The organism is Paenibacillus koleovorans NBRC 103111, assembly GCF_004000845.1.
Classification (GTDB): domain Bacteria; phylum Bacillota; class Bacilli; order Paenibacillales; family NBRC-103111; genus Paenibacillus_AA; species Paenibacillus_AA koleovorans.
In genome coordinates this window covers 1-24,850 of sequence record NZ_BIMA01000069.1, presented here as the reverse complement: position 1 = coordinate 24,850, position 24,850 = coordinate 1, and the positions used below count along the sequence as shown (strand labels likewise).

Sequence of the window (24,850 nt, the reverse complement as noted above, 5' to 3'; positions counted from 1 at the left end):
ACTCGCAACCTTAATGCCTCCTGGGATTTCTGCCGCTTCACCGACTTCTGTCGAACCTGCGGCAGCAACCCAAACGACTGCGCAGCCCGTGTCTCCAAGCTTGTTTGATGACGTGACACCCTCGGCCTGGTTCTACGATGCGGTCATGTATGTCAAGCACAATGGCCTATTCAGCGGCACAAGCGAAGATCGCTTTTCGCCTGACGCAACCATGAGTCGTGCCATGTTTGTTACGGTACTTGGGCGAATCGCCAAAGTGGATGCAGCTCAATTCCAAAATTCCGCATTTACAGATGTGCAGCTGGACGCTTGGTATGCACCTTATGTGCAATGGGCAATCGAAAGCGGCATTACAAGCGGAACCGGCAACAACAACTTCTCGCCGGACGCCGCTATCTCGAGAGAGCAGATGGCCGTGCTGACATTGAGGTATTTTGAAAGCGATCGTATCCCTTATCCAACCATGGACCGTGCATCCAAGCCTAATGACATATCCGGCATTTCTCCATGGGCGGTTGATGCGGCAGTAAAGCTTTGGCAGGCCGGCTTGTTTGCCGGAGATGAAAACGGCAATTTCCAACCGCATTCAGAAGCGACTCGCGCTGAAGCGGCCGCGCTTTTAATGCGAACGAACAAAGTAGCGAGGGCCAGCGACAACATAACCTATACGATTGCTTTTAATCCGAACGGCGGCTCGCCGATCGACAGCCTAAGTCTGAAGAGAGGCGAATCGCTGAATCAGCTTCCGCTCGCCTTCAAGGAGGGCTCCATTTTCAATGGCTGGTATAAGGATCGTACTTTTACGCAACCGGTCATGAATGGCGATACCGTCAAGAGCGACATGACCTTGTATGCCAACTATACGGCATCGTCCGATGATGCTGCGAGAATCACTCCGAATGCATATGCAATGGACCAGGCGCCGAACTTTAGCATCGTTGTGAAAGATTCTACAGGTACAATGACGGCGGCGGCCGTTCAAGCCGGCATGTCATTCAAATCTCCGTCCAATCCTGATTTTGAAGGAATTGCAGTAACCGGCTCGAATGGCAACTTTACTGTAGCTGCAAAAAGCGGTTTATTCGAAGAGGGCAGCACCTACCAAATCACTTTGACGGATACAAGTCTTGCTTTCACAAACAAAGACGCAACGACCAGAAATTATATTTTTAGCATTGCCAAACAAGAGGTCATGCGGCTGCCACTCAATCCTTACATGATTTATTTGAAGTTTTCCGATATCTCTCAGATGAGCCTGAATGGCGTATCCGTCGCCTCCCCTTCGATCGCGGTAATGAGCGCGAGCGTTGGCGGCGGCTCGAATCCGAACTCCGCCGATGTTGCGGGCGGCACCTTTCGCTACGATGGAAATACGCGCTTGAAGGTAGGCGATACCGTCGCCGTTTATGAAGGGACTCGTCCCGATCTCCGCACTTTGGATCGTTCTGATGACGGCGATATCGCCTATGTAGCGATCACAGCGGTCAACGGGAGTATTTATTCCTACACAAGAGCAAACCCGATGAATGTTCTGCTCAAACCGCACGTACTGCCCGTCGACCCTGCGTCGGACACCGACGGGGACAGGACGAACCGCTCCATCACGGTCGCTCCGGCGTCGATGGATTATTCCGACGCCAAATATGCGCCAATGGATCTTAACGCCGCTACCGTTGCCAGAGTCGGGGATTTCCTCGCGCTCGTCAATATGCGTACGGGAGCCTCTTCAGGCTACGGGAAAGTGACGTCCGTCTCCATCTCAGGGAATCATTATGTAATTACTTATACCGATGCGACACAAGAAGACATCACTCGTGCCTTGGATTTCTATAAGCAGGAAGCGATTGACGGAGCCGACCTGTTGTCGCAAGCCAATATCGCTGCTTTGGAGGATCAAATTAAACAGCAAGCGCTGGCAAGCGGATTTGTCGATGAAGCTGCCAACTATTTGTCAACTGCGGCTTTGCAAACCGATAGCTTTAAAGCGTTGATCGCAACCAGCGACTCGCCAGCCTTGCCGAAAGATAATAATCCGGAAGTCCGTATCCTCTCCGCAGCACCGGGAGACGAGAATGCGGACGTCACCTTGCACAACTTGCAGGTTTCAGCAGACATCGGCACGACGTTATCCCATTTCAAGGGAAAAAGCGGCTTGCGTCTGAATCTCACCGTTTCAAGCGATATTCAAGTTTCGACAGGCGCGGCCAATGATATCCTTGTCCATATGAGCGCAGCATTTACGGAAGAAATCTCAATGAGCCTGGGCGTGGACGGCAATACGGTTTGGGGCTATATCGATCTGGGACTTTTTGATCTCCCGTATCCCAAGGACTATCAAGCCAGCGCCAACCTGGACGCCTTCACATTTACGAGCATTGACGCGTCTGCGCAGATCGGCACCGTGGCCGCGAATACTCCGCTTGATCGCTGGGCGAATATCTGGGATACGGCAACCAACAAAGTAGACATCAAGGCGCAGCTGAAAGCGGTTCTGGAGCAGACTCCTTCCGCTCCGGCCAAGGTAAACGCCGATACGCTGGTGAAAAGCTATCAAGCTATGCTGGAGAACGAAACGGATTGGGTTGATCTGGTAGAGGAAGAAATCTTCGAATTGGACAAACACCTGTTATTGGGTCTTCTTCATATCAACTTTAAAGGAAGTTTCGTCATCAGCATGAATCCGAATATTGCCTTGGGGATCGGCTTCAGTTATGAATCCGCGAAGCGATACACGGCCAGCTTCAAACTCAGCGAAGGCTTGCCTTCTTTCGGCACAGTGGATTTGCCGGGCAACGGCACTTATAATTTCTATTTCTATGTGATGGGAACGCTGGGTCTAAAGGCGGGAATTCGTCTCGAGCTGGCGGCAGGTTTGTTCCATATCGAATTGGACAGCATCGGGGTCACGGCAGAGGGCGGCGCTTACCTCCAGCTCTACGGGTATTTCTATTACGAAATCTCTTCTTCGGCGCCGACAAAAACATTAGGAGCGCTGTTACTGGAGATCGGCATGTATGCGGAGGCAGAGTGGGAGGCGCAAGTTCTTGGCGGATCATTTTCGTACTCCGACCTCTTTTATAGCGAATACTGGCCACTTTATCAAGCCGGCACGCCGATTGGTCATTTCATTGGTTTTGCCTATAAAGATGAAGAAGCGCCTTCTTTTGTCGCCATGGAGCAGACACGTTTCCCATCGATCGATGAAGCCTTGAAACTGAACGATCTGAATTTGGTAACGGGCGAAATCATGACGGGTAAAGATCGTCCACAAAATTACACGCTCACTTTTAGCAACAATAAGTTTACATACGATCCGAACACACTCCGTGTAACCGTATCGCCAACAGCCGCGGATGAAATTCTCACCAGCAGGATGACTGTCACGTGGAAGGGCTCAACGACGGGTTTAAATTCCCTTCCCTACTCGCGCGTTATTAATATGACCTGGTACAAGAGCGGATACCATTCTATAACCTTGAATCCTAATGTCCCATTAGTAAACGGTCAAGATCCAAGAGAGGAAATTCGGGTCAACGAGTACGGGCGGCTTGTTAAACCGGTTAACACGTCCATTAAAGATGTAAAGAGCTTAACAATCGTGCCCAAAAGAACTGGCTATACATTCAAGGAATGGGCAATGGATCCTGAAGGAACGAAACCTTACATCATTCCAGACCTCATGCCAGCAGGAAATATAACGCTGTACGCGCAATGGACACCGCTCACGAATATACCCTATCTGATTGATTACATTACGGTAGATCCCGATACAGGGAACCGCACAACGAAGGAAAAAGCTACCTTTACCGGTACAGCAGGCGCTTCCGTTTCACCGGTACCGATAACAATCGAAGGCTATGAAACACCGCCCGCACGAACCATGAACATATTCGGAACCGGTTTATCGAAAATGAGCTACGAATACTTGCCTGCCAAGTACAAAATGACTTTCTATGCCGATTCTGGAGAAACTTCGATCGTTTATTCGGCCAGAAGCTTATCGAAGATACCCGACAGTGCAATACCGAATTTTTCAAAACCAGGTTATCTCTTTGCCGGCTGGTCAGAGGCCATTCCAGGCACCATGCCGTCGAGAGACACCACGTACACGGCCATCTGGAAAGTACGTACCGATACGCCTTACCGTGTTTCGAACAGGCTGCAAGGTCTCGGAAGCACTTCGCTTTACGTTGAAGCCGACACGGGAAGTTATCAAGGGACAACCGGCACGTCTGCGGCGCCGGCGATCCAGCAGTATCCCGGCTTTACTTATGACCGTAGCACAAGCACAGCCTTTGACAGCAGCGGTAAAGCCTTGGCCTCGAGTACGATTGCAGCCGATGGAAGCCTTACTATCGTGCGTTATTACACGCGCAACAGCTACAACTTGACGTTTGATGCGAACGGAGGCGCCGGAGGTTCCACAGCTCGAGTTCAGTACGGCGCTGCCATACAGGCGCCAACCGTATCGAATTCAGACTGTATTTTTACAGATTGGTCGCCCGCGCCAACAAGCACTATGCCGGCCCAAGACACCTCCTATTCCGCACAATGGGATTGTCCGCCGCCGACACCGATGCTTAGCGGCGCCAAATCGGTTCTCTCCAATGTGAACGGGAATATGAGCGGGAGCAGCTTATCGGCTCCGAGCACCTTGACCGTAGGTCAGTTGTTGAGCGGGTTAACGCTATCCCCTCACGCTACCGCCCAAGTGTTGGATCAAGCCTTGGCGCCTGTGACGGATCAGACGGCCGATATCACTTCCGATTTGATCGTCCGCGTTACCGCTCAAGATTCGTCTACTGCGGATTACCTTATTCTGTACAACGACGTAACCTTGACCTCGTCATCGCCCAGCTATCAAATCGATCCGGTCGCAGGGACGATTACCGTGCCTATGTATACTTACTACCTTGGCATCTTTACTACTGCTGTCGCCGGACCGCCGAATGGAAGCTACAAATCTTATCATCAGGACAATACGGAGCTTACGCACGGAAATAGTCTGCAAAGCACCGATCGGTTGGTCGTAACCGCACAAGACGGTACTCAGAAAACATACACCTTTGTCATAGGTTCATAAAGATCATGCGTAACAATGAAATCGCCCGCAGCCGGTCACAGCATGCGGGCGATTTTATTATCCGGACGCTATTGGATCAGAACGTTTTTTTCATTTCATAGTATCCGGCTCTTTTCTCATCGCCGCGTTCCCTATAAAACTGGATCAGAGTATTTAACGCATTGTCGTACCTTACCTCGTAAGGTTGCTGTATACTTAACGTCCATGAATAAAGCTTGTTTTCAAATAACATGCCTTTGTACAGCTCCACCATTTGCTCGAGGCTTTCCATTTTACTATTATCTGCATTAAAACGGTTACTGAAGTGATCGAACTCCAATAAATCCACTTTAATGTCTTCGATATTGAGCCAAATGTTCCCCAGTCTGCTCTTGATCAAATGATGGATGCCATAAGCGTCGAATCGTTTCTTTAAGTTATATTGCGTCGTATATAAGTTTGCATAACCTTTATTCATCTCCAAATCGGGCCACAAGTCATTAATGATCCGTTCTCTGGACACATACTTGCCGTTCATGCATAACAAATAAGCGAGAAGCTCTTCCGTTTTTTTGGTTCGCCAATTGTCGTCGATCAATTGCCCGTCGATCAATACGGCAAAGTCGCCAAAACACTTAATCTCCATTTTTCGTCTCATGCCGCTTTTGCTTCTGATCTTCTTTATCTTTTCCAAGGTGACATAAAGTTGTTCGTACTTCACCGGTTTAACGAGAAAATCCAACGCTTTTGTTTCAAGCGTGTCCGACACATAGGCATGGTGAGCGCTTGTAAAAACAAAATCCATTTCCGGTCTTTTTTTGAACATCATCCCCAACAAGGTTATGCCATCGATCTCCGGCATTTCGATATCCAGTAGAGCAAGGTCGGGCTGCATGCTGCTCATTTCTTCCAAGGCTGTTGCAGGATCTTCATACATCGCAACGACTTCGACATCCTCCATTTTCTCCAACTTGCTTTTCAAGTTCCGCAGTGCATAATATTCATCGTCTACAACAATAACTTTCATGGCCGCTCCTTAATGGGTACTTCAAAACGAACCGCAGTTCCTTTACCCTTCTGGCTAACGATTTGAAGCTGCGTGCCATACTCGGCCTTAAGCCGCGCGTTTATATGGGCAAGCCCAATGCCCTTGTTGGACGAGTATTCAAGCAGTTTATATTTGTCCGCGTCTTCAATGCCGACACCGTCGTCTTCTACCGCTATCAAGAAGCCCCGTTCAAGCCTTTTAACACTGATCGTGACGGTTCCTGCAATTTTCCTTTTACGTATCCCGTGTTTAATCGCATTTTCTACCAAGGGTTGAATAACCAAGCGTGGCACCTTTAATTGAATGCCTGGATCGACTTCATAGTTGACGACTATTTTGTCCGGGAACCTGGCTTGTTCAATACGAACATAAAACTTGACTGTATCCAACTCCTCGTGGATAGAAATATATCTTTCCGAATTGCTGTAATCGAATATATTTCGGAGATAATGGGATAAATCGTTGACCAAGCTGCCCGCTTTTTCTTTGTCTTCAGCAATGACCCCTTCTATCACATTCAAGGTGTTGTGAACAAAATGCGGATCCATTTGTGCCCGTATGAACGCAAGCTCAAACTGCCTGGATTGAATTTCGGAATTCTCAAACAGAACCTGATTGCGTTGCTTCTCTTCATTTAAATCATTTATGATTCCCGCGAGAGACAGGGCAAAGGCGGTAGCGGATACGCAAGAAATAAAAAATAAGTAATAAATCAGAATGTAACTTTGAGGAAGCACTCCGAAAACCATCAAATAAAACAAGATTATCGACACAATAAACAAGAGCCATGCCGTTATGAGTTGCGGCGAACGAATGGTTTTGTTCCATATTCCTGTAACCATAACGATAAAATACAATAAATACACCACAGAAGATGCGCCGGCAGCAAATGCCCCCAGCTCTCTACTAACGAAAAGAAACAGCAATAAATCGATAGGGAAGTATAGGATGAGCAGCTTTAAACAAAAATCGATCTTGGGGAACCTGGTTGGGGTCTGAAAAATCGCTCTCATAAAAATGGTGATGGCAAGCGACATGAGAATGCCGATGCCCGCGGAGTAATCCGCAATCCAATAAGCGTACTTGAAGCCCGTGATGTTTAACAGTCCCGTCGTTGTCGCATTCCATAACAAGGTGGTGAAAACAAAAAAGCAGTATATTAAAAAAGTTTTGTTTTTTATGGCTAAACCCGTGATCAAATGATAAAAAAACAATGCCGCCATAACGCCGAATAGGATGCCTCCCGCCAAGACGTTTATCAGACTTGACTTCCTAAATAGATCATCATTTACGAGTTGAACAATAAAGTTTTGTCCGTATAACGATTTGCTTGTCATGTATATATACTGATTATGATCAAAATGAGGCGGGATTTGGAATGCGGGGTAGACAAAGTCGATCTCATCGGAATTGCTCTTATACGCGAAGCCGAAATGCTTGGTTACGTAATCGTTACTTGTCGGGAAGTAAATCGTTGCATCTTCAAAAAGAGGGTTGTTTATGGTAAGGTAATTCATTTCATCCGCGTTATACCGATTTACTTTTATTTTGAACCATAATCGGACCGGAGAATAGCCAACCTTGGAATTGTTGCCAGGCAAAGCTACGAATTGATCGCTGATTTTCACATCGGACAACGTCATGTTTCCCGACTTGTCTTGTAGAATCTCCATGCTGATATCATCTTTGGATTTGTTCACATCCTGATAGTAAAAGATGAAAACGAAAGCGGTGCAAAGCGATATAGCAAAAAAAATAGTCATTATTTTCATTGAAAATTCAGTAGAATCCGATCTCATGAACATACTCCCCGATATACTCGAACGGCGTCGATCCTAGGAGCAATTCTACCATGGTTCCGTCCATCCTTCAATCTATTCAGCAGTCACGACGGATCCTAGATCATGCACCTGGAGCGGGCACACTCTATACTTCACAGCACTAGGCGGAACGAAGCGCTAAAAGGACTGTCCCTGTGTGGGAACAGCCCTTTCGGCCTTCTATCTGACTAGTTAATTCGCTACTTTGCCAAGCAGGAACATGAGCAGCTGCTGGTTGTGCGAGGAGATGCGGTCGAGCTGCGCCTCAATGAACGAGTCCCGGACATGCAGCCCGCGCGCATGCTCGGAATACCCTTTCTCCGTCGGAATAATCCAGACGATCCGCCGGTCTTTCTCATCCCGCTGGCGCATGATCAGCTCGTTCTTCTCCATCCGGTCCAGCAGCGTCGTAATGGCCGCCGGCGTCGTGTGCAGATGCTCCAGCAGGTCGGAAGGCTTCATCCTCCCCGCTCCCTGCTTCTCCATCCCCAGCAATACCTCCAGCACATGCAGCTGTCCCTCGGTCAAGCTAGGCGCCAGCTCCGTCTCCAAGTGCAGCTTCAAGTCCTTGCTGATCTTGCTCCACAGTCTGGCAAATTCCTTGGAATGCATCGCGATTATCCCTCCCGTGCCGATTGGTTATACTACTATTATATCAGCCGCCCATGTCGGATAATAGATTAATCCCGTTAATATTTTCACCCACGAATCGGGGCCAATCGATAACGTTTCGCTAGGCTTTTACATATATTGCAGAAGGATAGGGGAGAAATTGACGAAACCAGTCCACCTTGAGAGGAGCGGATTCCCCATGGATCAAGCGCAAAAGCTGGAGATCGTGAAGAAAGCTTTAACCGAAGGCATAATAAACGACCCGCAATGGCTGAATAAGCTGGATGAGCCTATGCCAGTGTGGGCCGTCATGGAGTTGTTCCTGAAGCTGATCGAGAAGCTGGACCCGCCGTACGAGTCCTACGATTGATGCCGAAGCCTTGCCTCTACGAGTGAATCCCTCTGCGCACTACCGCAACGACTTGATCGGTTTTGCCGACGGATACGACTTGTTTGCCCGATGATTTGCGTTCCTCGATCGGAGCGGACTCCGACGAGAATGTGACCAGCTCGCCGCTCTTCAGCACGGCGCTTAATTGCAACGCGTGCTTCACGAAGAACGCCTTCACGAGCTCGGAGCCGTTGGCCCGCACCCGCTTGCCTTCCTTGAACTCGAACGTAATGATCCCTTTGCCGCCCCGTCCTTGCACCGGATAATCAAGCAATAGCGAGCTCTTGGCATAACCAAGCTCAGAGATCACGAGCACTTCGCCTTCTTCGCCGTCCACCCACTCGGCGCCGACCACTTCATCGTCTTCCCGCAGCTGAATGCCTCTCACGCCGGCCGCCGCACGGCCCATCGGATTCACTTCCATCTCGCGGAACCGGATGCTCATGCCGAGCTTCGTGACGAGCAAGAGCTCCTTCGAATTGTCGCTCAGCCGCACCGTGAGCACTTCGTCCTGCTCGCCCAGCTTGATGGCGACGATGCCGCCGGAACGGTTCGTATAATACTCCTTGAGCTCAGTCCGCTTCACTTGTCCTCTTCTCGTCACAAAGACGAACGACTTCTGCGGATCCTCGAAATCTTTGATCGGAATCACTCTGACGATACGATCGTCCTTGGCGATCGGGATGACGTTTACGATAGCCGTCCCGTTGTCCTTCCACTTGTACTCCGGCACCTGATGGACCGGCAGCAGGAAGGACAAGCCCTTCTGTGTGAAAATAAGCAGGTTTTCGATCGTATTGACCTCGAGCACGTAGCGAACGTAATCCTTCTCCTTCAGCCCCGTGCTTTCCAACTCGCCGCCCGACCGATTGAACGAAAGCAGACTCGTTCGTTTCACATACCCTTCGTTCGTCAACGTCACAAGCACATCTTCCGGCGTCACCATCACCTCAAGGTTGACCTTGAGCTCCTCGACCTCGCCTTGCAGCTCCGACCGGCGATCGATGCCGAATTTCGCGCGAATGTCGCCCATCTCGTCCTTGATGACACCCATTAGCTTCTTATTGCTGTCGAGAATGGACCGCAGGTAAGCGATCGTCTTCTGAACTTCCTTCAGCTCTTTCTCGATCGAATGGATCTCCAGGTTCGTCAGACGGTATAGCTGGAGCACCAGAATGGCGTCCGCTTGTCGCTCGGTGAACCCGAATCGCGCAACGAGATTGTTCTGAGCGTCCTGACGGTTCTTCGACGCCTTGATCGTGGCAATGACTTCATCCAGCACATTAAGCGCCTTGGCCAACCCTTCTAGAATATGCGCACGGTCCTCCGCTTTCTCCAGATCATAGCGGGTTCGAAGGGTAATGATTTCTTTCTGGTGCGCGATGTAGGCCTCCAGCATCTGCTTGATGCCGAGCTGCATCGGCGTTTTGTTGACAATCGCCACCATGTTGAAGTTGTAGGTTACTTGCAGATCGGTTTTCTTCAGCAAATAGGCCAGGATTCCCGAAGCGTCGGCTTCTTTCTTCAGCTCGATTACGATGCGCAGGCCGTTACGTCCGCTCTCATCTCGAACTTCCGCAATGCCTTCAACCTTCTTCTCCAGCCGGATGTTCTCCATCGCAGTGACGAGCTTCGACTTGACGACCTGATACGGAATCTCCGTGATGACGATCTGCTGGCGGCCGCCCTTCATATCCTCGATCGACGTCTTGGCGCGGACGTAGATCCGGCCTTTCCCGGTGCGATACGCCTCGCGAATGCCTTCCTCACCCATAATGATGCCGCCGGTCGGGAAATCCGGCCCCTTGACGACGTTCATCAGATCCTCAAGCGGCATATCCGGATTGTCGATCAGCGCAGTACAAGCGTCGATGACCTCGCGCAGGTTGTGCGTCGGGATCTCGGTCGCGAAGCCGGAGCTGATCCCGCTCACCCCGTTCACAAGCAGGTTCGGGAAACGCGAAGGAAGCACGGATGGCTCCTTCGTCGTGTTGTCGAAGTTGTCGCGGAACAGGACGGTCCGCTTCTCGATGTCTCGCAGCAGCTCCATCGCGATCTCGGACAATCGCGCTTCCGTGTACCGCATGGCGGCCGCCGGATCGTCGTCCATCGAACCCCAGTTGCCGTGGCCGTCTACCAGCGTATGCGCCATCTTCCACGGCTGGGCCATCCGCACCATCCCTTCATAGATCGAAGAGTCGCCGTGCGGATGGTAGTTGCCCATCACGTCGCCTACCGTTTTGGCCGACTTGCGATACGGCTTGTCCGGCGTGTTGCCGGCCTCGTACATCGCGTACAGAATACGCCGCTGCACGGGCTTCAAGCCGTCGCGCACATCGGGGATAGCCCGGTCTTGAATAATATATTTGGAATAGCGGCCGAAGCGGTCGCCAACGATTTCTTCCAGGAATGCAGGCAATAGCTGTTCCGGTGAGCTCATACGTGTCCAATCACCTCAAATTGCTTTCTTCCGTCACGCCTACGCGAGATATGGAGATATTGCTCTTGCTCGATTACTCCACGTACTCCGTGAAGTCGACATTCTCGATAATCCACCGTTTGCGCGGATCGACCTTGTCGCCCATCAGAGTGGACACTCGGCGTTCCGCCTTGGCGGCATCCTCGATCTGTACCTGCAGCAGCGTCCGCGTTCCGGGATCCATCGTCGTTTCCCACAGCTGGTCCGGATTCATCTCGCCCAGTCCTTTGTACCGCTGCAGCTCGACGGATTTGCCCAATTCCTTCGTGAAGACTGCCAGCTGCTCGTCGGAGTAAGCATACTTCATTATGCTGTTTTTGCCCGCTTTTTTGGTCACTTTATAGAGCGGCGGTTGGGCGATAAATACTTTGCCGCCATCGATGAGCGGCTTCATGTAGCGATAGAAGAACGTGAGCAGCAGCACTTGAATGTGCGCCCCGTCCGTGTCGGCGTCGGTCATAATGATGATCTTGCCGTAATTCGATTCTTCCAGCTCGAATTCGGAGCCGACTCCCGCGCCGATCGCAGCGATGATCGCTTTGTATTCGTCGTTCTTAAGAATGTCGATCAGCTTGGCTTTCTCCGGATTCATCGGTTTGCCCTTGAGCGGCAGGATCGCCTGGTGGCGCGAGTCCCTGCCTTGCTTCGCCGAGCCGCCCGCCGAGTCGCCTTCGACGATGAACAGCTCATTGCGCTCATGGTCCTTGGACTGCGCCGGCGTCAGCTTGCCGTTCAGGTTGGAGCTTTCGCTTTTGCCTTTCTTGCCGTTGCGCACTTCTTCGCGAGCTTTGCGAGCCGCTTCCCGAGCTTTGGCCGACTGCACCGCTTTTTTGAGCAGCTGTTGCGCCACCTGGGGATTCTCCTCCAGGAACACATCCATCTGCTCGGATACGATCGCGTCCACCGCGCTCCGTGCCGAGGCGCTGCCGAGCTGGTCCTTCGTCTGTCCGACGAACTCGACCTCGCCCATCTTGACGTTGATGACGACCATCATGCCTTCGCGCAAGTCGGCGCCTTCGAGATTTTTCTCTTTCTCCTTCAAGATGCCGGCCTTGCGGGCGTAATCGTTCATTACCCGCGTGTAAGCCGTCTTGAAGCCGGTCTCATGCGTCCCGCCGCCGCGCGTCGGGATCGAGTTGACGAACGAAGCGATTGTCTCTGTATACCCGTCGTTGTACTGGAAGGCAACCTCTACTTCGATCTCGTCCTTCTCCGCGCTGAAGTGAATCACATCGTGCAGCACGGTCTTGTCGTCGTTCAGAAATTGCACGAACTGCTTGGCGCCGCCCGCGTATTGGAACGTCTCCTGCTTGTCCGAGCGCTCGTCCTTGATGTTCACCTGCAAGCCGCTATTGAGGAAAGCGATTTCCTGCAGCCGTTCGGCCAATGTGTCATAGCTGAGCGCGATGCCGCCTTGGAACACCCGCTTGTCCGGCTTGAAAGTCACCTTCGTTCCCGTCCGGTTCGTATTCCCGATGATCTCAAGGCCTCCTGTCGGTTCGCCGACATGCTCCTTGCCCTCCGTATCCACCCAGAATTCGAAACGCTGGCGGTGAATTTTGCCTTCCCGGTTGATCTCGACCTCGAGCCACTCGGATAGCGCGTTCGTCACCGATGCGCCTACCCCATGGAGTCCGCCCGATTTCTTATAGCCGTTGCCGCCGAATTTCCCGCCTGCATGCAGAATCGTAAACACGACCTGCGGAGTCGGAATCCCCATCTTGTGCATTCCTGTCGGAATGCCTCGTCCGTTGTCCCTCACCGTTACCGATTGATCTCTATGTATGATGACGTCGATCTTCGAGCAAAACTTGGCCAAATGCTCATCGACCGCGTTGTCGACAATTTCCCACACCAGGTGATGCAAGCCCGACGAGCTGGTGCTGCCGATATACATACCCGGCCGTTTCCGGACGGCGGTGAGGCCTTCCAGCACTTGAATATCGTCCGCATCATAGCCGGCAGCCGCGATCGGAGCGGTCTCCGGCGCGGAGAACAAGTTCAACTGTTCGGCCATCCTGAAGCCCCCATTCCACAAGGTTGTAACATATTATGCATTATATCATCAGTTTCCATTAATTTAATATGTCTTTTTTCATAAACGTCCAGAACGAAATCGCTACGGCCGCTACCGTCCACGCCGACAATACAGTCATCGAGAACGCCAAATTCATGCCCTCGATCGGCGGCAAACCGCCCGATAAGTAGTCCGTCAGCGACAAGTTGACCATGAACAAATATTTCGCCTGGGTCCAAGAAGATGCCATATTGCTCAAGATCGAACCCGCGATCAACAGCGCCAGCATGATTCCCATGCCTGCGGCCGTGCTGCGCACGAGCACCGAAATCGTCAGCGACATACAGCCCACGACGAAGGCGGCGAACCACACTAACCCGCACTCCATAAGCAAATACAGCCATTGCGGCACCGGATGGACGTAGCTGAAATCGACCTCTTCGCCGATCACCTTGAAGCCGCTGAAGATCGGCATATTCCATCCGCCGTAGCCGAACGCGACCCCCGAGATCAAGTAGCAGAGCGCTGCCGTGGCAAAGACCGTAAGCGATACATAGAAAATCATCGCAATGTATTTGCTAAGCAGCACCTTCCATCGTCGGACAGGTCGAGTTAGCAGCAGCTTGATCGTTCCCGTCGAATGCTCGGAGGAGACCAGATCCGAAGCGATGACCATCACCATGAGCGGGATGAACAGGAAAATCGCGTTTTTTAGAAATCCAATGGTGAAGGTGACGGCGTTCGGCGACTCCGGGTTGACGTTTTTGTCCAGGTAGTACTGAAGCACCCGAACCTGCACGCGCATCACCTTTTTCCACTCTTCCGGAACGCGTCCGCTGCTCAGCCGATTTTGGTAGTCCTTGATCTTCTGCTGGTTGACCAGCCGCCAGTCCTGCTGTCCGAATTGCTTCTGGTTGTTCTGCGCGACCTTCATCTGCGCGTATGTAAACATCGGAATTAGAGCCGCCAAAATAAGCAAAACGACGAGAAAGCGGCGCTTCTTCAACATCTTGATCGTCTCGTTCTTAACCAGCGGGTACAGCCCGATTCGTTCGTTAGTCAATGGTCTCCCCCTCCGTCATGCTGAGGAACAGCTCTTCGAGCGTCGGATTTCGGTGCTGGATGCCGTAGACGCGCACACCTGCAGCGACCAGCTTGCCTGTCAGCGCAGGGATATGCTCCGGCTCCATCCGCGTCATAATGAGGCGGGTGGATGTAAGAAGCTCTGCGTCGGCGTGATGCGGATCTGCGGTTATGGCTGCGACATCAGGCTCGGCTTCGGCTTCATCCAGCAACTGCACCGTCTGAGACTCGCCAAGAAATACTTGAAGCGCCAGCACGCGAGGCTCCACCTGCCAGGCGATCCGTTCGCCGGCTTCCCGCAGCAGCTCGTCCACCTCGCCGACCGCCAGTACCTCGCCATGGCTTATAATCGCCACCCGGTCGCACATCAGCTGAATCTCGCTCAGCAGATGGCTGGAGACGAACACGCTCAGCCCTTCGTCCGCCAGCTTGCGGATGAAGGCGCGCATCTCCTTGATCCCTTGCGGGTCCAGGCCATTCGTCGGCTCGTCGAGAATGAGCAGCTTCGGCCGGCCGAGCATCGCCTGAGCGATGCCCAGCCGTTGGCGCATGCCGAGCGAGTACGTGCGCACTTTGTCGTGGATCCGCTGATCGAGTCCGACCAGCTCCACCACTTCGTGAATTCTCGCTTCGTCCACGCCAGGCAGCATTCGCGCAAAATGGTCAAGGTTGTCCCATCCGGTCATGTATGAGTACAGCTCGGGATTTTCCACGATACAACCTACCAGGCGCAAAGCTTCATTGTGATCGGTTCGGATATCGTAGCCGCAAATGCGGATCGAGCCTTCGGTTGGCGCGATCAGCCCGACGAGCATCCGGATCGTCGTCGTTTTGCCGGAGCCGTTCGGCCCAAGAAAGCCGAAAATCTCACCTTCGCCGATTTCGAATGACACGCCTTTAATAATGAGCCGTTTGCCGATTCTCTTCTTCACGTTGCGGACCGACAGGACGGCCGCCCCATTCGTCAAGGACATCGATGCCCCTCCTCCTTATTGCAGTGCCTGCACGACGCGTTCCGCGATCCGGACATAGCCTTGTTCGTTCGGGTGGAAATGGTCCGTATAGATGTACTTGGAGAAGTTCAGCTGGAACAGATCGAACGACGGAACGTACACCAAATTCGGATACCGAAGGGTTAACCGGAACACGGCCTCGTTCCATTCCGCGACGTGGACGGATGCCGGCCGCATCTCCGGCAAATCGTAGAACGGATTGTACACGCCTACATATGCGATCGTAGCCTGCGGATTCAATTCGGCGAGCCTCACGAGAATTTGCTCCATTCGTTTGAGCGGCTCCGGCATGGCCAGCCTCACTTTCTCCGGATCGAGCTGATCCGTCGACGAGGTCTGCACGTTCTTGGAAATGTCGAACAGATCGTTGCCGCCCATGGTTAACAAGATGAGATCCGCTTGGTCGATCCCGTAGGCGATGCTTTTCTGCTCTTGGAGATCCTTCAGCAGCTGATCGGTTTTATACCCGCTGATGCCATAATTGCCGATCAGGTGCACTTCCTTGCCCGCTTTTTTCTCCAACTGCTCCTTCACATTCAGAACATAGCCTTTCCCGCTGGCATCCCCGGTGCCTTTCGTGAGCGAATCGCCAAGAGCCACAATATTGATGCTGTTCTTGTCGAGCGGCGATTCCGGCTTCGGCTGCTCCGGCTCCGCCATGTACTCGACCGGCTGCGGGTTCAAAATATCGTTCATGGCATAGACGAGCCCGACCAGCATCATGACGGTCGTGAGGACGGCGGCCAGACCGACGGTTCTCCAGAGCAAGCGCGACGACTTCATCGTTTTCCCCCCCTAGCGGCTTAAGTGTCTATTTAGTAGAGTATAGGTTTCGTGTAGATTTTGCAAATTCCCCTACGCCGGGCACAGCAAAAACCCTCCGAAAGACCTGGGTCGGACTTCGGAGGATGTGCTTGACACCCACAGGTTATTTAACCTTTTTCACGTTGAAGTTTGCTTCGAGCAGCATCCAGTTTTGCGTGAACGGCTGGCCGAGTACCCAATAGCTTATTCCGCGCAGGTTATATTGTTTGATCAAGTTGAACTTCGCCTGCATGCTGCGCGCATCCTCGAACCAGACGATATGCTCCAGCCCCTCCTTGTCGTAATAGCGGAAAAAGGGAGCCAGCGCCGTCGGATCGTACTGGATGTAGGCGCCGACGTCGTAGGCCAGCTTTACGGCGGCCTCCGGACTGAGTGTTGGAGCAAACTTGCCGCCGGGTTTGTAGGGAAGCGTCCAGTTATAGCCGTATAACGGAGCGCTAAGTATGATTTTGTGCCGGGGGATGACGGTGAGCGCGTAATCCAACACCCTCTTTACTTGAGGGATAGGCGCCACCGCCATAGGAGGACCACCCGACCATCCCCATTCGTACGTCATCAGGATGACGAAATCGACAATCGCCCCGTGCGCTCCGTAATCATGTGCCGTATACCAGGGTCCGCTCTGCTCGGCGCTGGTCTTAGGCGCAACAGCGGTCGAGATTGGTTTGCCAAGCGCGTGCACGCGCCCGGTAAGCTCCTTCAAGAAGTCGGTATACAAGTCACGATCGTCCGGGTAAATGTGTTCGAAGTCAACGTTGAGCGAATAATATTGATTCGTCATAAGCGTCTGCTCGATGTTGTGGATCAGCTTCTCGCGGGCAAGCGCATTCGTGAATACCGCATGGGCAATTTCCGCTGAGAACGTGCCGTCTTTGAAATTCGTCACGACCATCATCGGCACGGCATTCGTCTTGGCGATAGCCTCCAGTGTTGGAATCGGCTTGGGTGGAGGCGTGAGGCTGCCGTCGGCGCCGGCCACATATTGGAACAAGCTGAAATAAGTGAGCTGGCGAGCCGTGTCTTGGACGATTTGCCGGTCGCGCTCCGTCCCCTTGAGCTGCAAGTAGCCGTTCACTTCGATCGTCATTTTCGGCTGCGCCGCCGCATTCGTCCCCGGAATTCGCAGCTGTGCGCCGGGATAGATCATCGCGGGATTGCTGATCCCGTTCATGTGAGCGATCGCGTCAGGCGACACACCGTAGCGGTTCGCGATGCTCCACAACGTTTCGCCCGCTCCGACCGTGTGCACGATTTCCCGGATCGGCACGAGCAAGGCTTGCCCGGGCACCAACCGATTGGCCTGCGCCTCCAGGCCGTTCACCCGAATCATTTCGTCCACGGTCACCCCATGCCGCCTAGCGATCGCCCATAAGGAATCTCCCGGTTGAACCGAAGTAATTCGCAAACTTGACTCCTCCTCCCGCTCACGCCGACAGCTGGCTGCCGCCGGTTCCGCTCATCGGTTCTATGCCTATTCCGGGGAGCGGGAGAAATGCATGTCCGGTGGAAAAATGGACCAAAAAAGGACAGCGGATCCCCCGCTGCCCCTCCAAATGCAAGCTATAGCTTGCGAAGCTTCACTTCGACCGCCTCGTGCCGGGCGCCCTTCGTCAGGATCAGATCGGCGCGCGACCGCGTAGGCTGGATGTTCTCGTGCAGATTGAGCAGGTTGATTTCCCGCCAAATGCCGGTCGCCGTCACGATCGCCTCCGCGTCGCTCAAGCTGGAGTAACGGTGGAAGTACGAGCTCGGATTCGCGAACGCCGTGCTGCGCAGCTTCTTGAATCGCTCGACGTACCATTCCTCGATGTCGGCTTCCTTCGCATCGACGTAGATCGAGAAATCGAAGAAATCCGAGACGTACACCTCGCGGGTGGGACGATTTTTCCGATTCTGAATCGAGTGCGCCTGAAGGACGTTGATGCCTTCGAAAATCAGAATGTCCGGCTGACGAATCGTCTGCTTCCGGTCCGGCAAAATGTCATAAGCCAAGTGTGAGTAGATCGGACAGCTTACCTCGGCAAGGCCGGATTTGATGTCGGCGAGAAACCGGATCAGCTTGCGCGTGTCGTAGCTCTCCGGAAACCCCTTGCGCTTCATCAAGCCGCGCTCTTCGAGCACCCGGTTCGGTAGCAGGAAGCCGTCCGTCGTCACGAGATCGACCTTCGGATGGTTCGGCCAATGCGACAGCAACGCTTGCAAGACGCGGGCCGTCGTGCTCTTGCCAACCGCCACGCTCCCTGCTATGCCGATAATGTAAGGCACCTTCGCCGTATGATCGTTCAGAAATGTGTGCGTTGCCTTGTAGAGCCCTTGGGTCGCTTCCACGTACAAATTGAGCAGCCGGGAGAGCGGCAAATAAATGTCCTGCACCTCGCCTAGCGAGATGCGGTCGTTCAACCCCTGCAGCTGAAGCAGATCGGCTTCGGACAACGTGAGCGGCGTGACATCCCGCAGCTTCGCCCATTCCTGGCGCGTAAAGGTGTTGTAAGGCGTAAATTCTTGACTGACCGCTTGCGGGACTTCCACCATGAAGTGATACATCCTTCCGTTCTGACAGTGCCTAGCCGACCCGGCGGCAGCCCTGCAAGCTACACCGCATCGCCTAAAAATCTATATTGGGCTTCCACAAGGCCGTAGTAAATGCCTTTATGCTGCATCAGCTCGTCATGACTGCCTTCTTCCATGAGACGGCCGTGATCCATTACGATAATTTTATCCGCATTGCGAATCGTGGACAAGCGGTGCGCGATAATAAACGACGTCCGACCGACAAGCAGCGCCTTGAGCGCTTCCTGAATGCGCAGCTCGGTCTCGGTGTCGATGCTCGCTGTCGCCTCGTCGAGGATAAGAACGCGCGGGTCGGCAAGCAGCGCACGAGCGAACGAGATCAGCTGACGCTGACCCATCGACAGCACATTGCCGCGCTCTTCCACCTGCGTATCGTACCCATCCGGCAGTCCGGCGATGAAATCATGAGCGTAGACGGCGCGAGCTGCCGCTTCCACTTCCATATCAGTCGCATCAAGACGGCCGAAACGAATATTGTCGCGGATCGAGCCGGAGAAAATAAACGTATCCTGCAGCACGATGCCGACTTGGGAACGCAAGCTCTGCAAGGTGAAATCGCGGATGTCTTGACCGTCGATCAGCACTTGACCTTCGACCGGATCATAGAACCGGCACAGCAGGTTGATGATTGTGCTCTTACCGGAGCCAGTATGTCCGACAAGTGCGATCGACTGCCCCGCCTTCGCTTGCAAGCTTACGCCCCGAAGCGCCGGACGGCCTTTCTCGTATTCGAACACGATGTTCTCGAGCTTGATGCTGCCGGTGATTGGAGGCAGCTCCTTGGCGTTCGGCTTCTCGCCTACCGTCGGCTTCTCGTCCATGAACTCGAAGATCCGCTCGGAGGAAGACATGGCGATCAGCATAGCTTGGTACATTTGACCGAGACGGTTGATCGGCTCCCAGAAGTTGCCCAGATAGTTCGCGAACATGTAGAGCAAGCCGATCGTCAGTGCACCTGTCTGAATCAGATGTGAGCCGTACCAGAACAAGACACAAGTGCCGATTGCCGCTGTCAGCTCGATGATCGGACCGAACGTCTGGTTCAGCGTCGACGCTTTATCCCACAGCTTGCGGTTCGCCGAATTCATCTGATCGAAATAAACTATGTTCTCTTTTTCTTGCGTAAAAGCTTGCGTTACTTTAATACCCTGAATGCTCTCCGCCAAATGGGAGTTGATCCGGGATGTCTTGACCCGCACATCCTGCCAGGCTATCCGAATCGTACGACGCAGCTTGCCGGATACGAAGAACATGACCGGTACAGTTACAATGATAGCCAGACCCAATTTGAAATTCAAGGTTAGTAAGATGGCTATGATTCCGATCAATTGGATCGAATCGATCAAGACGTTGACGACGCCGTTCGTGAACAAATCCTGCAGCGAGTTGACGTCGTTCGTAATCCGGACCAGAATTGAACCCGCCGGACGTTTGTCGAAGAAACGGAACGACAGCTGTTGAATATGCTTGAACAAGTCTTGCCGCAAATCATAGATGACGTTCTGGCCGATCATGTTCAAATAGCGGATCCGGTAGTTGTTGACGAACCACTGGATGAAGTACAGCACGACCATACCGCCAGCGATCGAGAAAAGCAGCTTCTGCTTGCCGTCCGTGATCGCATTATCGATCGCATAGCCGATCAGGAACGGGATCGCCAGCTTGGCGATCGTACCGAGCAGCATGGCCAGCAGGATGATCGGCAGCATTTGTTTCCGATAGGGCTTCAGATACGCTCCCAGTCGGCGAAGCTGGCCCCAGTCGAACTCTCGTTCCATCAGCTCGTCGTCCTGATAGACGAACCGTTCCTTGCCGCCCGTGCCGGGAGCTTCCTGCTTCGCCGGCGGGACTTGTTTATTCAAGGGGGTGTTAGCGCCTGTAGCACTCATTTCGCCAACCTCCTTTCGATCTGCTTCTTCACGAGACTCGGGTGATCCGAGTATTGAATTTTGTAGGTTTCATAGTAGCGTCCTGGCTCGCGAAGCAGCTGCTCGTGGGTGCCGCGTTGAACGATTTTGCCATGGTCGAGCACGATAATCTGATCGGCATGCTTCAAGGAAGAGATCCGGTGAGCGATAATGAACGTCGTCCGGCCTTTCATCAATTCCTGGAAGCCGGCTTGAATTTCATGCTCGGTTTCCATATCGACAGCGCTCGTCGCATCGTCGAGAATCAGAATTTTCGGATCGCGCAAGAAAGCTCGAGCGATGGCGATCCGCTGCTTTTGTCCGCCCGACAGCCCCATGCCCCGTTCGCCGACAATCGTATCATACCCTTCCGGCAATTCCATGATGAAGTCATGGGCTTTGGCCAGCTTTGCCGCACGAATAATTTCATCCATACTCACATCTCGGCGCGAATAGGCGATGTTGTTGCGGATCGAGGACGAGAACAAGAAGGTTTCCTGGAAAACGAGCGCGATTTGCTCCCGCAAGCTCGTCAGACTGATGTCGCGAATATCTTGTCCGTCGAGCGTGATGCGGCCTTCGCGAATGTTGTAGGCGCGCATCAGCAGTTGGATGACGGTCGATTTGCCGGCACCGGTCGGCCCGAGCAAGCCGATGACCGTACCCGCAGGCGCATCGACATTGAAATCGGTCAGCGCAGGCTCTTTATCCGTATAAGCGAACGTCACTTTTTCAAATTTCACGCTGCCTTGGACTTGATCTTTCTTGAGCACCGAAGCGCCAGTCTTGTCCTTCACGTGCATGTATTGGTGCAAGATCTCAAGCACTCGCTCGCCGGATGCTTTGGATTGCGTATAGTTGTTAATATGAAGCCCGATGTCGCGCATCGGCGCGATAACATACCAGACGACGCTGAAAAAGGCTACAAGCTCACCGATAGTCATTTTGCCGTCGATAACGAACCAGCCTCCGACTGTCAGCAATAGCACAATGCAGAAGTTGGAGAGCAGCTCCATCAGCGGGAAAAATTTGGCCCAAGCGAATGCCAACGTAATGTGGTTCGCCTTGTAGTCCTCGCTGCGATGAGAAAATTTCTCGACCTCGTAAGGCTCGCGGGCAAACGATTTGACGGTGCGGACGCCGGTTATGTTCTCTTGGACGGCCGTCGTCAGATTACTCATTGCCTTACGAACGGAACGGAATGCGGGGTGAACCGTCTTCTCGAACCGAAGCGCCGTGATGGCAATGAAAGGTACCGTGACGAACGTGACTAGCGTCAACTGCCAACTGAGCGTTAGCATCATAATCGTACCGAAGCCTAACATGAGGAACACGTTCAGCACTTGCGCGAAGCCGAAGCCGATGAATTGTCGGATCGCTTCGAGGTCGGCCGTCAGCCGGGACATCAGGTCCCCGGTCTTCGCCCGGTCGTAATACTGAAAAGCCAAGTATTGCAGCTTGCTGTAAAGCGCATTGCGCAAGTTGTACGCAACGGTGTTGCCAAGTCTTCCCCCCGTGAACCCGTGCAGAAACTGAAAGCTGGCTTTTACCGCAATGACACCGATGACCGAGAGCGCGATGTAGGGGACCAGGCTGTAATTCTCAGCTCTGATGACATCGTCGATCAGGAAGCGGAGCAGATTCGGGTATACCAACCCGAGGGCGGTCGAGCACATCAGGAAAAAAATCGATGCGAACAACCATTTCTTTTCATGCCAGTAAAACTCTTTCAATTGCTTTAATACGTTCATCAGGTGCCTCCTTCAGCATTTGCGGCGACAATCGGACCTGGGAAATTTCGCCACATAAATGCGCTCTGCGAGCGTCGGCTTGACATTCACCGAAAGCATTTTCAATCTTTATGTATCTTAACACCATCCCTTCCATTCCTCCATCAATCGAAACGGGGGAAATCCCCGTAAACCTTCTAAATGTTTCGTAAATCGAGAAAATCAGCGCATAATCCATGAGTATCTTCCGAATCGTCCCGATACCCTGCAATGGATACGTTTTCATGAAAATATGGAAAAAAGGTCTTTATAGAGACAGGTAAAAGACAACCCCCGCCGGACCTGGTTTGGCTCCGACGAGGGTTCGATAGGAAACGATAGGAAATGATCGGTTACAGCTGGGAAAAAGCCTCTTGCAAACGGCGCAGCTCGCCGAGATCGATCTTCATCTCAAGCGCGTCCAGCAGCCCTTCGACATGCTCCTGCACGGATTGCCGTTCCCGCTCCTGCAAGCTATCGATGAGACGCTCATACTGGTCGCCGTACGTCGACTCAATCAGCGCACTGTGGCGTTCGATATAAGACGCGACCGGCTCCTGCAGCCGCTTCTCGAGCTGCTCGCGCAGCTGCATGCGGCCTGGGCCTTCGAAGAAGTGTTTGCCGCTCTTGTACATGGAGGTCAGCTCCTTCTCCTCGAAGGCGATGCCGCTCAAGCTTTCCTCCACATGCGGCGTCTTGAACTTAGGCGAGGCAAAGCCTGCAGGTTCGTAGCTAGGGATTCGCTCGCGGATACGCTCCACTTGGCGCTCCATCCGCTTTCGCGCCAGCTTGCCTAGCGCCTGCTCGACACGAAGCGTCGTGGCGAGCAGCTCCTGCGACAAGTCGTAGGCGATGAGGCGCAGCATGTCTTTGCCGGCGGCGCCAAGCAGCGTGCGGATCGGCCCGGCGTCCTCGCGCAGCGAAGCCGCGTTGAATGCGTAGGCATACAGCTCGCCGAAGCGGAAGAACAGCCGCTGCTTGACATAGAACAGCAGCTCGCGGGATTCCCCGGCCGCTTCCTTCAGCTCGTCGCTCGCGTCGCGTTCGGCCAGCCGCTGCTCGGCATGGTTAAGCGCTTCGCGCAGCGATTCGATCCGGCGCTTGCGCTCGGCTTCGTCCTCGCGGGCGCTGTCGATCCATTGGCGGAGCATGCCGTTCGCCCGCTCGAGCTCCTGGTTCGCCGCATGGACGGCGATGTCCGCCAGTTCTTCGAACGCGAAGCGGACGAAGTCCCGCTCGAACGGAAGGATGCCCGATTGATCGAGCAGCGCTTCGTTGCCGTCCTGCTTGCCGTCTAGGGCGGCTAAGCTCGACACCGGGTAAATGCGAGGCTTGCGAATGCCGTATTGCAGCAGGTTCGAGGTCACATGGCCTACGACACCTTCGAGCTCTTGCGTGCTGGCGGCTAAATCGGCGGCGTTGACGACGAAGAACATTTTATCGAGCTCGAACGTATCCTTGACTCGGCCGAGCTGCAGAAGGAATTCGCGGTCGGCTTGGGAAAACGCGTGATTGTAATACGTGACGAACAAGATCGCGTCGGCGTTCTTGATATAGTCGAACGCCACTCCGGTGTGGCGGGCGTTGATCGAGTCGGCTCCAGGCGTGTCTACGAGCACCATGCCTTGATTCGTCAAGGCGCAGGCGTAGTGGAGCTCGATAAAGGCAACGTAGCACGACTTACTCTCTTCGGCGACGAAGGAGCGGAACTCGCGGAGGTCGGCGCGCAGCTCGGCTCCCATCCGCTCCGAGGCGAATGTCCAGCCTTTGCGGACCGCCTTGAGGAACGTGTAGTGCGGCTTGCCGCTAGGAGCTACCGCATCCGGCTTCAGCTTGTCGATGGCGGCGAGCGCTTCGTCCATGCTGGACACCTGGTGTCCCAGCACCTGCAGCGAGTAGCGAACATCGTCTAGCATGGCTTCCGCCGACTTCATCTGCACGCGCACGGAGCCGTGCGGCCATTCCGCCGTCGGCGGGACGATTTTGTTGATCGCCGCCGTAGTCGGGTTCGGCGATACCGGCAGCACCGCCTCGCCCATGAGGGCGTTGGCGAACGAAGACTTGCCGGCGCTGAAGGCGCCGAACAAGGCGATCGTGAACGTGCTGCCCTCGAGGCGCTCCGCCTTGTCGCGCATCGCCTGCACGATCGACTTCATCGCGCCGATGCCGCCGAGCAGCTCGGCGCCGCGCCGCAGCCGCTGCGCGGTGCGCCGCATGCCGCCGCGCGGGTCGCCGCCGGCGCTAGGCGCGAGC

The 24,850-nt window shown here is 53.6% G+C and carries 16 protein-coding genes and 1 pseudogene; 3 read left to right on the top strand and 14 right to left on the bottom strand.

Annotated elements, in window-relative coordinates; genetic code table 11:
* Positions 1-13: 13 nt before the first annotated feature.
* Both PKO02S_RS33930 and PKO02S_RS20630 read left to right on the top strand, forming a co-directional pair.
* Positions 14-211 (top strand): annotated as a pseudogene (locus tag PKO02S_RS33930) (S-layer homology domain-containing protein); the annotation flags it as partial.
* Positions 212-223: 12 nt separating this feature from the next.
* Positions 224-5,083 carry an InlB B-repeat-containing protein gene (locus PKO02S_RS20630; protein WP_246067152.1) on the top strand — a complete coding sequence of 1,620 codons (4,860 nt, stop codon included), beginning with the start codon at positions 224-226 and terminating at the stop codon, positions 5,081-5,083.
* A gap of 76 nt (positions 5,084-5,159) precedes the next feature.
* Here PKO02S_RS20630 and PKO02S_RS20625 read toward each other — a convergent pair whose 3' ends face one another.
* The 3 genes from PKO02S_RS20625 to PKO02S_RS20615 all read right to left on the bottom strand — a co-directional run bounded on the left by PKO02S_RS20625 (position 5,160) and on the right by PKO02S_RS20615 (position 8,542).
* Complete coding sequence (locus PKO02S_RS20625; RefSeq protein WP_127585734.1) at positions 5,160-6,089, bottom strand: response regulator; 930 nt, start codon at positions 6,087-6,089, stop codon at positions 5,160-5,162.
* Positions 6,086-7,909: a histidine kinase gene (locus tag PKO02S_RS20620; protein WP_164821585.1), complete on the bottom strand. Its 1,824-nt coding sequence runs from the start codon at positions 7,907-7,909 to the stop codon at positions 6,086-6,088. The genes PKO02S_RS20625 and PKO02S_RS20620 overlap by 4 nt, the downstream gene beginning before the upstream one ends.
* 213 nt (positions 7,910-8,122) lie before the next feature.
* Positions 8,123-8,542 carry a MarR family winged helix-turn-helix transcriptional regulator gene (locus PKO02S_RS20615; RefSeq protein ID WP_127585732.1) on the bottom strand — a complete coding sequence of 140 codons (420 nt, stop codon included), beginning with the start codon at positions 8,540-8,542 and terminating at the stop codon, positions 8,123-8,125.
* A 199-nt stretch (positions 8,543-8,741) separates the two neighbouring features.
* On the opposite strand from PKO02S_RS20615, the gene PKO02S_RS32495 reads away from it, so the two are divergent.
* Positions 8,742-8,912 (top strand): hypothetical protein, encoded by a 171-nt coding sequence (locus PKO02S_RS32495; RefSeq protein ID WP_164821584.1) that lies wholly within the window; start codon positions 8,742-8,744, stop codon positions 8,910-8,912.
* Between the two features lie 16 nt (positions 8,913-8,928).
* On the opposite strand, the gene gyrA is transcribed toward PKO02S_RS32495, so the two are convergent.
* From gyrA to PKO02S_RS20560, 11 genes are all read right to left on the bottom strand, one after another.
* Positions 8,929-11,373, bottom strand: coding sequence for a DNA gyrase subunit A (gene gyrA / locus PKO02S_RS20610; protein ID WP_127585731.1), 2,445 nt, complete (start codon positions 11,371-11,373; stop codon positions 8,929-8,931).
* A 73-nt stretch (positions 11,374-11,446) separates the two neighbouring features.
* A complete protein-coding gene (gene parE, locus PKO02S_RS20605) occupies positions 11,447-13,429 on the bottom strand; it encodes a DNA topoisomerase IV subunit B (protein ID WP_127585730.1) in 1,983 nt (660 codons plus the stop codon).
* A gap of 58 nt (positions 13,430-13,487) precedes the next feature.
* Entirely contained in the window at positions 13,488-14,492 is a 1,005-nt protein-coding gene (locus PKO02S_RS20600) for an ABC transporter permease (protein ID WP_281280449.1), read from the bottom strand.
* Entirely contained in the window at positions 14,485-15,486 is a 1,002-nt protein-coding gene (locus PKO02S_RS20595; RefSeq protein ID WP_127585729.1) for an ABC transporter ATP-binding protein, read from the bottom strand. Before PKO02S_RS20595 ends, PKO02S_RS20600 begins: the two co-directional genes overlap by 8 nt.
* 15 nt (positions 15,487-15,501) lie before the next feature.
* A complete protein-coding gene (locus tag PKO02S_RS20590) occupies positions 15,502-16,308 on the bottom strand; it encodes a GDSL-type esterase/lipase family protein (RefSeq protein WP_127585728.1) in 807 nt (268 codons plus the stop codon).
* Positions 16,309-16,453: 145 nt separating this feature from the next.
* A complete protein-coding gene (locus PKO02S_RS20585) occupies positions 16,454-17,755 on the bottom strand; it encodes a glycoside hydrolase family 18 protein (RefSeq protein WP_127585727.1) in 1,302 nt (433 codons plus the stop codon).
* A 155-nt stretch (positions 17,756-17,910) separates the two neighbouring features.
* Entirely contained in the window at positions 17,911-18,882 is a 972-nt protein-coding gene (gene coaA / locus PKO02S_RS20580; protein WP_127585726.1) for a type I pantothenate kinase, read from the bottom strand.
* A gap of 59 nt (positions 18,883-18,941) precedes the next feature.
* Positions 18,942-20,810 (bottom strand): ABC transporter ATP-binding protein, encoded by a 1,869-nt coding sequence (locus PKO02S_RS20575; RefSeq protein WP_127585725.1) that lies wholly within the window; start codon positions 20,808-20,810, stop codon positions 18,942-18,944.
* On the bottom strand, positions 20,807-22,579 hold the full coding sequence (locus tag PKO02S_RS20570) for an ABC transporter ATP-binding protein (protein WP_127585724.1): 1,773 nt from the start codon (positions 22,577-22,579) through the stop codon (positions 20,807-20,809). The genes PKO02S_RS20575 and PKO02S_RS20570 overlap by 4 nt, the downstream gene beginning before the upstream one ends.
* Positions 22,539-22,796: a hypothetical protein gene (locus PKO02S_RS20565; protein ID WP_127585723.1), complete on the bottom strand. Its 258-nt coding sequence runs from the start codon at positions 22,794-22,796 to the stop codon at positions 22,539-22,541. Before PKO02S_RS20565 ends, PKO02S_RS20570 begins: the two co-directional genes overlap by 41 nt.
* A gap of 154 nt (positions 22,797-22,950) precedes the next feature.
* On the bottom strand, positions 22,951-24,850 hold a 1,900-nt coding region (locus PKO02S_RS20560), incomplete at its 5' end, for a dynamin family protein (RefSeq protein ID WP_307720034.1).